The organism is Candidatus Methylomirabilota bacterium (genome assembly GCA_036001065.1).
Lineage (GTDB): Bacteria > Methylomirabilota > Methylomirabilia > Rokubacteriales > CSP1-6 > MNEF01.
Map to the genome: position 1 here is coordinate 1 of DASYUQ010000048.1, position 9400 is coordinate 9400.

Consider the following 9400-nt stretch of genomic DNA (forward strand, 5'->3'; position numbering starts at 1 on the left):
CGGCCGTGGCCAGCGTGGGTACGTGCGCACCCACGTCCTCCTATAGAGACGCTGGCTGCGGTCGAACCATCTCCTGAACACCGCCCATGTTCGCGGCCATGTGCCGCTTTCACCTGCGAGCTTATTTCGGATCGGGGTTAAGAGCCCGCCAGCACGCGGCGCCGGGGCCGACGGGCGCGTGCGGCAGGGTTCGACGGGATCCGTTCCCGCCCGCTGGCAACGGACCCCGCGTCCCCAGGTGGAGCCCAGCCGCAACCGGGCAGCGGACGCGTGCCGCGTGGTCCCGCGATCCCTGCCGCACGTGCCCGTCGGCCCCGCCGGCAGCGGCGCGAGCGCGGCGATCGTTAACATGACTTCCCAGACGGAACACTAGTGCCGTTCCAACTATTCGCGCCTAGGAAGGCACCGTGTACGTCGTTCGTGGACAGATTTAGTATCAACAAGTTGGAACGGCACTAGCCGGCGACGTCTGTGGGCGAGGGCGGGCGAAAGACCAGGGACTTGATCACGACGGGAACGACGCCCGAGATCGGAAGCGGCTCGCCCACGTCGATATAGTCGAAGGCGCCCAGCTCGAGCTCGTCGACCGCCACCAGGTTCAACTTCGCGCCCAGCTCCTCAACCATGAGGCGGCCCACCAGGCGCGCCATGTCGCGGTCGAAGGCCAACACGACCGTCGTCTGCCGCCCGTCCAGGGCCTGAATCAGCCCCGCGCCGAGCGCGGTGAGCTCGCCGTGGCTGGGCCCGAACGGCCAGCGAATGGCGAGCGCGAGAGGACCGCCGAGGACGTCGGCATCGTACCCTTGCGCCGCCTGCCGCACGGCCTCCGCGACGCGGGCGACGCTCAGCGGTTCTCCGAGCCTTACAGAAAGAACGGGCAGGTTTCGGATGGGAAGCAGGTCGGGCTGGGGTGTGAAGATCGTGCTCCCGCTGACCTGCACCGTGTACTGGGCCGCACCGATGACCGTGGCCCGGATGCCTTCAAGGGGCGTCGCCAGGCCCGCGGTGAGCGGGTGGCCGCCCAGGCGGTTCCTGACCGCCTCGCCCAAGGCCTTTCCCAGGTCACCGAAGACGGCGCGCTCCCGGTCGTAGATGTATTCGGACACGCCGCCCGAGAACATGAGGACCTCGACCGGCCCGCAGTCGCCGAGCGGGGGCGTGTGCATGAGCCGGCGCGTCAGCGGCGAGATCGGGCGCCGGTCGATGACCTCGAAGAGACACGCGGCCATCTTCCCGGCGAGGGCCGCCTTGGCGGCCTCATCGATCCGCTCGCCCAGCGCGAGCCGCAGGCCGACCGCGTCCCCGACCAGGGCGCCTGCCTCCTCCAGCCGGGTGATGCGGCCCCCGTCGTCGGCGACGAGCCGTCCGCCGACGTTGATGACGGAAACCGCGGCCACCTCGCCGTCGCGGCAGACCGCCAGCTTGGTCGTCCCGCCGCCGATATCAACGCTCAAAACGGCGCCTCCCGCCCGAGAGCGCGCCACCGCCCCCGACCCGTGAGCGGCCATGATCGCCTCGAGCTGCGGCCCTGCGGCCGCGCACACGAAGCGGCCGGCCTCCCGCGCGAACAGAGACAGAATGCTCTCGGCGTTCTCCTTCTTGGCCGCCTCGCCGGTGATGACGACGGCCCCCGTGTCGATGCCGCCCGGGGTGAGCCCCGCCCCCGCGTAGGCATCCCGGATGAAGGAGTCCAGCCGCTCGGTGTCGATCAGGAAGGGACCGCGATACGGGGTGAGGAGGATCGGCGATTGATGGAGCACGTCGCGCTGGACGACCCGGTAGCGGCTCGAGAGGTGCGCACCGAGACGACGCAGCACGAGGCGGGAGAAGGTCAGGTGCGAGGTCGAGGAGCCGATGTCGATTCCGACGCTGCGCAGCTCGATGCGCTCCCCAGCCCAGACCGGGTCGGCTTCGTTGGGCAACCCCTGGGGCTCGCCTTCGTGATCCTCGTGCTCGTGGGGATGCGGGAAATCGTGCATGGTAGATCCTCAAGTTAGCCCTTGACGGGGCAAAGTTCAAATATTAGATATTTACCAAGCCCATGTCCGGGAACGCCATGTCCCTTGGCTTCACGCCGACTCGCCGGGATCGAGTCTCTGCTGAGATCCTCCGGCAGCTCAAGTCCGCGATTCTCGCAGGCCGGTTGAAGCCCGGAGACAAGCTCCCCTCGGAGAAGCAGCTGGCCCAGCAGTTTCAGGCGAGCCGCGGCTCGGTGCGGGAGGCGATCCGGGCGCTGGAGCAGGCCGGGCTCCTCGTCGTGCGGCGGGGTGCTGGGGGCGGCGCGGTTGTCGCCGATGGGAACCTGCGTCACATCACCGACTCTCTCTTCACGCTGATCCGTCTGGGGAGCGTGTCGATTCACCACCTGACGGAGGTCCGCGTGATCCTCGAGCCCTGGATCGCCAGCCTGGCGGCGCAGCGGATCACCGAAGAGGAGCTCGCCCGGATCGAAGCCTACGTCGCCAAGCACGCGGAGGCGATCGCCGCCGGTGATCTGCACGCCACCGCCGATCTTGGCTTCCACCGGATGCTCGCGGAAGCCGCCAAGAACCCGCTCCTGGTGCTCTTCGCCCACTCGATGGCGGACGTGATGGTGGAGGAAGTCGTGGCGCGGCTCGAGATGGACGCGGCCACCAATCGAAGCAATCTGGCCTTTCATCAGCGCATCTGCGCGGCCCTGGCCCGCCGCGATCATGGAGAGGCGTCGCGCGTGATGTTTGAACACGTCACCGAAGTTCAGGACCGTCTGGGGCGGCTCTTGCCCGCGGAGGTCCGATCCCCCTAGGAGGACGACGATGGCCAAGCCCATGCCCACGATCGGCAAGAAGGACATCTCCAGCCTGCGCTCCACGCTGGAGTACTTGAAGGAGGCGGGGGAACTGCTCGGCTCGGACGTCGAGATCGACCCCCACCTCGAGCTGGCGGCCATCCAGAAGCGCCTGGACGGTGGCCCGCCGGTCCTCTTCGAGAACGTGAAGGGGTACCCGAACGCCCGTCTCGCCAACAACATCTACGCTTCGGCGGAGCGGATCGCTCATCTCTTCGGCGTCGAGGATGCGAGGAAGTTCAAGTTCAAGGCGGTGGAGGCGATCCGGCAGCCGCTCCCGCCGATCGAGGTGCGCGACGCTCCGTGCCAGGAGGTCGTGATCACCAAGAACATCGACGTGTGGCCGGTCATCCCGATGATCTCTCACGCCGCGACGGACCCCGGGCGGACGCTCGGCGCCGGCAACACCGTGGTGCGGGGCAAGTACTTCTGGGGCGGCTCCCACATCGGCTACAACCGGATGAACTTCCGGGGGCCCGACTTCTCGAGCTTCCAGATCTCTCCGGGCTCCCACATGGACCAGATCGCCACCCACTGGTACCGCAAGGGCCCGATCCCGATGACGATCAACATCGGCGTGCCGCCCGCCTGCACGATGATGGCAGGCGCCGGCTTCACGTATGTGATCCTGCCCCGGGGCTGCGATGAGCTCGGCGTGGCCGGCGCGCTGCAGGGGTTCCCGGTGGAGGTGGTGAAGGCCAGGACGCAGGACGCCTGGGCCATCGCCAACGCCGAGTACGTCATCGAGGGCTACCTCGATACCACGGAGAAGGTGTGGGAGAGCCCGCTGGCGGAGAAGGAGGGGGAGCAGGGGAAGTTCCCGTTCCACCCCGAGTGGGCCGGCTACATGGGCAAGGCCTACCGGACCTACAAGTTCCAGGCGACGGCCATCACGCACCGCACGCACAAGCCGATCTACTACGGCCTGATCGTCCACGGCATGGATGACCACTACATCGACGTCTCGATGCGCGAGGCGTGCTTCCTCGAGCTGGCGGAGCGGATCGTGCCGGGCCTCTGCATCGACACGAACATCCCGATGGGCCTGACGGACTGGGGCGGCGCGATCTTCCAGTTCCAGAAGCGGCGGGCGCGCGACGAGGGGCTTCACCGCAATATCCTGTCGGCGGCGCTGTCGATCTCCCTCGGCATGCGCCTGGCGATCGCCGTCGACGAGGACATCGACATCTACAACATGGAGGACGTCCTCTGGGCGCTGGCGACCCGCGTGAACCCCAAGGACGACATCCTGACCGTCTGCGAGGGCGGCTTCGGCCAGACCTTCCAGCCGGCCGAGCGCAGCTCGGCGGGGGAGCAGCAGTGGACGCAGACGAACATACGCTTCGCGGGCGGTATGGGGATCGACGCCACCCGGCCCTTCATTTACAAGGACGCCTTCGAGCGGGCGCGATACGAGATCGGGCTGGTCGATCTCAAGAAGTGGTTCACCCCCGAGCAGATCGAGCGCGCCCGGGCCTCCCAGGAAGGCTACGCCAAGTGGATGGCTGAGCGCGGGATCTAGCCGCATATCGGGGAATGGCGTGATGTCGGAGCGGCAGGCAGTCCTGGCGCCGTACCGGGTGCTCGACCTCACGGGGGAGCTCGGGCCTCTGTGCGCCCGGATCCTGGCGGACCTGGGCGCCGACGTGACCAAGGTCGAGCCGCCGAGCGGCGACCCCGCGCGGCGGCGAGGGCCGTTTCCGGGCGACCGCCCGGATCCAGAATCGAGCCTCTCGTGGGCGGCCTGGAACGCCAACAAGCGCTCGGTCACGCTCGATCTCGAGCTGCCGGCCGGACGTGACGCTCTGCAGCGGCTCGCACGGAATGCCGACTTCCTGGTCGAATCCTTCCCCCCCGGCCACCTCGACCGCCTCGGACTCGGCTACACGGCGCTCGCTGAGCAAAACCCTGGGCTCATCGTCACGTCGATCACCCCGTTCGGCCAGACCGGACCGTACAGTCAGTACCGGGCCTCCGACCTCGAGCTCATGGCGGCGGCGGGCTGCATGTCGCTGACCGGCGAGCCTGAGGGCCCTCCACTGAGAATCTCCCTTCCCCAGGCCTCAGCCTGGGCGGGTGTATATGCGGCCGCCGGCTCGCTGCTGGCCCTCCAGCATCGCTACCTTACCGGCGAGGGCCAGCACGTGGACGTCGCCGCCCAGTCCTGCTTGCTCTCAGCGCTCTCACACGCCCCCATCTTCTGGGACCTGAACCGGACGAACGCGCTCCGGGCCGGAGTCTTCATGACCGGCCGCAGCATCACCGGCGCGCGGATGCGGGTGATGTGGTCCTGCCGCGACGGCTACCTCAACTTCATCATCTACGGCGGCGAGGCGGGGCGCCGCACGAACCAGGCCCTCGTCCGCTGGATGGATGAGAGAGGCATGGCCCCCCAGTTCCTCCTCGAGAAGGACTGGAGCCGATTCGACATCACGACGGTCTCCCAGGAGGAGATCGACCGCATCGAGGCGGCGATCGGGCCCTTCTTCTTGACCCTGACCAAGGCGGAGTTCTTCGCCGGGGTCGTCAAGCGCGACATGCTCGGCTATCCGGTCGCGACACCGCGCGAGATTCTCGAGGACCCCCAGCTCCTCGCGCGGGGGTTCTGGCTCCCGATGCGCGGGCCCGACGGGAGCGCGAGCGTCAGGTTTCCGGGAGGGTTCGCGAAGTTTTCGGGAGGATCGTGCACGGTTCATCGCCCGGCGCCGCGCGCCGGAGAGCACAACGCCGAGCTCCTGGCTCCGCCCGGCGTCGACGAGAAGGAGCGGCCGCCGAGCCGCGTCTCGGTCGGACACGCGAAACGATCGGCCCCCCCGGCCCTGGACGGCATCAAGGTCGTCGAGTTCGCGGCCTATGCCGCCGGCCCCGGGGTCACCAAATACCTGGCGGACCACGGCGCCACCGCCGTTCGCGTCGAGTCCGCGGTTCGGCCGGATGGCTTCCGCACCCACTACCCGCCGTATCGCGATAACGTCCCGGGCCTCAACCGGTCCGGCTGCTTCAGCCTCTGGAACAACGACAAGCTCAGCATCGCCCTGAACCTCAAGGCGGAGGGCGCTCGGGAGGTGGCCGAGGCACTCGTGCGGTGGGCGGACATCGTCATCGAGAACTTCACCCCCGGCACGATGGCCAAGCTTGGACTCGATGAGGAGAGGCTGCGGACCCTGAACCCGGCGGTCATCGTGCTCAGCACGTGTAATCACGGGCAGACCGGACCCCACGCCCGTCACCCCGGCTTCGGCTCCCAGCTGTCTTCGTTGGCCGGCTTCACCCACTTCACGGGCGAATCGAGCGGCCCACCCATGTTCCTCTACGGTCCTTACATCGACTTCATCGCCGTGGCCTTCGGCCTGGTGGCGGTGCTGGCGGCGCTCGACGCGCGGCGGCGCAGCGGTCGGGGGCAGTACATCGACCTGGCGCAGTACGAGGCAGGACTGCAGTTCCTGGGGCCCGCGCTTCTGGACGCGGCCGTCAACGGTCGCGACCTCATGCGTTGTGGGAACCGGGATCCCCAGGCGGCGCCCCACGGCGTCTTCCCCTGCCGCGGCGCCGACCGATGGTGCGCCGTGAGCGTTTGGGACGACGGGGAGTGGCGCCGGCTGGTCGAAGCCCTGGGTCGGCCCGGCTGGGCGACCGAGCCGGGATGGCAGACGGCGGCGGGACGACAGGCCGGGCAGGCCGAGCTCGACCGGCGACTGGCGGCGTGGACCTCCGAGCTCGAGGTCGAGGAGGTCACGACCCGACTTCAGGCGGCCGGCGTCCATGCCGCCGCCGTCAGAACGATGGCCGAGCTGTTCAGCGACCCCCAGCTCGTCCACCGTCGCATCTGGCGCGCGCTCGATCATCCCGAGATCGGACGCCACCACTACAAGGCCCCGCCCTTCATCCTTTCCAGGGCGGCGACCGGCCCCCAGCGGCCCGCGCCCTGCCTGGGGGAGCACACGCGACAGGTCCTCACGGAGATGCTCGGCATGAGCGAGGCCGCGGTGCGGTCGCTGGAGATGCGGGGCGTGCTCCAGTGAGCGGCGGCGGGCCGGCCCCGCGGCGCCTCATCGTCGGGCTCTCCGGCGCTTCGGGCGTGATCTACGGCATCCGGCTCCTCCAGATCCTCCGCGACCGCACCGACATCGAGAGCCACCTGGTCTGCTCCAAGGCGGCCGAGCGGACGATCGCCGAGGAAACGGACTGGGCGGTGAAGGACGTCAGGGCCATGGCCTCGGTCGTCCACCCCATCATGGACATCGGGGCCAGCATCGCCAGCGGCTCGTTCCGGACGGAAGGGATGGTCATCATCCCGTGCTCGATCCACACCGCCGGCGCCGTCGCCCACTGCATCTCGGACACGCTCCTGACGCGGGCCGCCGACGTCTGCCTCAAGGAGAGGCGCCGCCTGGTCCTGGTGGTGCGGGAAACGCCGCTCCACGTCGGCCACCTCCGAACGCTCGTGGTTGCGGCGGAAAGCGGCGCGATGATCGTGCCACCGGTCCCCGCGTTCTACAGCCGCCCGGCCACGCTGAACGACGTGATCGACCACACGTGCGGGCGAATCCTCGATCTGTTCGGCATCCCCCACGACCTCGTTCGCCGCTGGGGCGAATCGGAGCCGCGGGCCGGTGACCTCGAGCCGTCGTAGTCGCTGCACGTCCAGGCAAGTGGGCGGTTGAACGTTCGCGGTCAAGGTAGTAATCTGCTACCTAGTGGTAGTCAAGTGCTACCAGCGGGCAGGAGGAGCAAATGCCGTCACCCGTGAAGGTCTCGGACAAGCTGCTGGCTATGGCCAAGGACGAAGCCCAGGGCACCCATCGCTCGGCGACCGCTCAGATCGAGCACTGGGCGACGCTGGGACGAGCGGTCGAGGTGATGGCGGCCTATCGCGACGTGCTGGCTCTCAAGAGAGCCGGCCAAGCACTGCCGTTTCCGACGTTCGTCCGGCGCGAAGAGGTGCACGGACTCCTGGCCCGGCTTGTCGAAGACACGAGCCGTGAGAAGGTCAAGGCACGGATTCGTGCCGCCGGGACGCCGCTGTACACCACTGACCCGGATCATCCGGGCATGATCGTCGAGGTCCGAGCAGACGGCACCCGGATTCTGGGTCACCTCAAAGGTCGCCGATTCGTGCCCGCTGGAGGGAAGTCAGCGAACAGGCGGAAGTGAGCGTTGATCCGCTGGCATCGATCCGCGCGGCCCTGCCGGCCCAGCCGGTCCTGCTATTTCTCGCGGGGCCCAACGGCGCCGGGAAGACCACTTTTTTCGAGGAGTACCTCGATGATCTTGGGCTACCGTACGTCAACGCGGACCGCATTGCCCGCGTTCTCCGCAACGCCGACCCGACCGCCTCGTCCGATGACATCGACCGCCGGGCCTTCATCGAGGCCGAGCGACTGCGAAGGGCCTTCGTCGAAGCGCGCCTGTCCTTCTGCACCGAGACCGTCTTCTCCGACCCCGCCGATGCCAAGCTGAAGTTCCTCAAAAACGCCCGGGCCCGCGGCTTCACCATATTTCTGATTTTCATCGGCCTCGACAGTCCCGTCCTCGCAACCGCACGGGCGAGGCAGAGAGTCCAACACGGCGGCCACGATGTACCGGACGAGAAGTTGCACGCGCGCTTTCCAGCAAACCTGCGCGCCGCGATTCCGATCGTCGACGAGGCGTTCGTGTTCGATAACAGCTCCTATGACACGCCCTACCGTGTCGTCGCCGTTTACCAGCGAGGCCAAATCGTGAGCCGACATCCGCCCCTGCCTCTGTGGACGCGCGGACTTCCCGGCCTCTGAGTTCGCCCGGAGCGCCTCAGAGCCGGTAGAGACGCTTGGGGTTGTCGTAGAGGATCCGCGTCTTGGCGGCGTCGCTCAGGTCCGCTCGCGCCCGGAACGCGGCGACCGACTCGATGAACTCATGGGTCGGCTCGTGGGGAAAGTCCGAGGCGCAGAAGAAGTGGTCGGCGCCGAGAACGTCCACCACGACCGGCAGCATCTGCTCGTCCAGCTCGCAGTGGAAGAAGATCCGGTCGCTCCGCAGCTGCTGGCTGGGGCTCGAGGCGAGCCCCGCCCCCCGGTTCTTGCACTCCCGGTCCAGCCGCTCCAGCACGAACGGAACCCAGCCCGCCCCCGCCTCCATGAACGCCAGCGTGAGCTGCGGGAATCGCTCCAGGACACCGCTGAGCACGAGGCTCGTGAGCTGGATCATCTGGGCGAACGGATGGGAGAGCGCCCGCGCCTCGACGAGGCGCTCGAAGAAATCGAAGCCGAGCCCTTGCGCGGGAGCGCCGTGAACCGCCAGCGCGCACCCGAGCCGCTGGGCCTCCTCGTAGAGCGGCTCGTAGCAGGCGTCCCCCAGAGGGCGCCGGAGCCCGACCGCGGGGAGGATCGCGCCCACCATGCCGAGAGCGGTGACGGCCCGTCGCAGCTCCTTGACGGCCTCGCCGACGTCCTGCAGCGGGATCAGGGCCATGCCCTTGAGGCGGCCGGGGGCGGCCCTCAAGAACTCCTCGTAGAGGAACGTGTTGTAGCCCCGCGCCAGGACGGCCGCCCATTCGCGATCCTTGATCAGACCATGGGCGAGCCCGTTGGTGGG

General features: G+C 68.4%; 8 protein-coding genes. 6 read left to right on the forward strand and 2 right to left on the reverse strand.

The genetic code is table 11. The annotated features are described in order from the left end of the window. Positions 1–455 precede the first annotated feature (455 nt). Positions 456–1979, reverse strand: coding sequence for an ethanolamine ammonia-lyase reactivating factor EutA (locus VGV13_04065; GenBank protein ID HEV8640254.1), 1524 nt, complete (start codon positions 1977–1979; stop codon positions 456–458). A 77-nt stretch (positions 1980–2056) separates the two neighbouring features. On the opposite strand from VGV13_04065, the gene VGV13_04070 reads away from it, so the two are divergent. The 6 genes from VGV13_04070 (at position 2057) to VGV13_04095 (ending at position 8601) form a co-directional block, all read left to right on the forward strand. Continuing rightward, on the forward strand, positions 2057–2785 hold the full coding sequence (locus tag VGV13_04070) for a FadR/GntR family transcriptional regulator (protein HEV8640255.1): 729 nt from the start codon (positions 2057–2059) through the stop codon (positions 2783–2785). Positions 2786–2795: 10 nt separating this feature from the next. Further along, positions 2796–4349 carry a UbiD family decarboxylase gene (locus tag VGV13_04075; GenBank protein ID HEV8640256.1) on the forward strand — a complete coding sequence of 518 codons (1554 nt, stop codon included), beginning with the start codon at positions 2796–2798 and terminating at the stop codon, positions 4347–4349. Positions 4350–4371: 22 nt separating this feature from the next. After that, on the forward strand, positions 4372–6849 hold the full coding sequence (locus VGV13_04080; GenBank protein ID HEV8640257.1) for a CoA transferase: 2478 nt from the start codon (positions 4372–4374) through the stop codon (positions 6847–6849). Next, positions 6846–7460, forward strand: coding sequence for a UbiX family flavin prenyltransferase (locus tag VGV13_04085; GenBank protein HEV8640258.1), 615 nt, complete (start codon positions 6846–6848; stop codon positions 7458–7460). The genes VGV13_04080 and VGV13_04085 overlap by 4 nt, the downstream gene beginning before the upstream one ends. Before the next feature lie 113 nt (positions 7461–7573). Continuing rightward, positions 7574–7981 carry a hypothetical protein gene (locus tag VGV13_04090; protein ID HEV8640259.1) on the forward strand — a complete coding sequence of 136 codons (408 nt, stop codon included), beginning with the start codon at positions 7574–7576 and terminating at the stop codon, positions 7979–7981. Beyond that, on the forward strand, positions 7978–8601 hold the full coding sequence (locus tag VGV13_04095; GenBank protein HEV8640260.1) for a zeta toxin family protein: 624 nt from the start codon (positions 7978–7980) through the stop codon (positions 8599–8601). Before VGV13_04090 ends, VGV13_04095 begins: the two co-directional genes overlap by 4 nt. 16 nt (positions 8602–8617) lie before the next feature. Here VGV13_04095 and VGV13_04100 read toward each other — a convergent pair. Beyond that, the coding region (locus VGV13_04100) for an amidohydrolase family protein (protein ID HEV8640261.1) at positions 8618–9400 on the reverse strand (783 nt) is incomplete at its 5' end.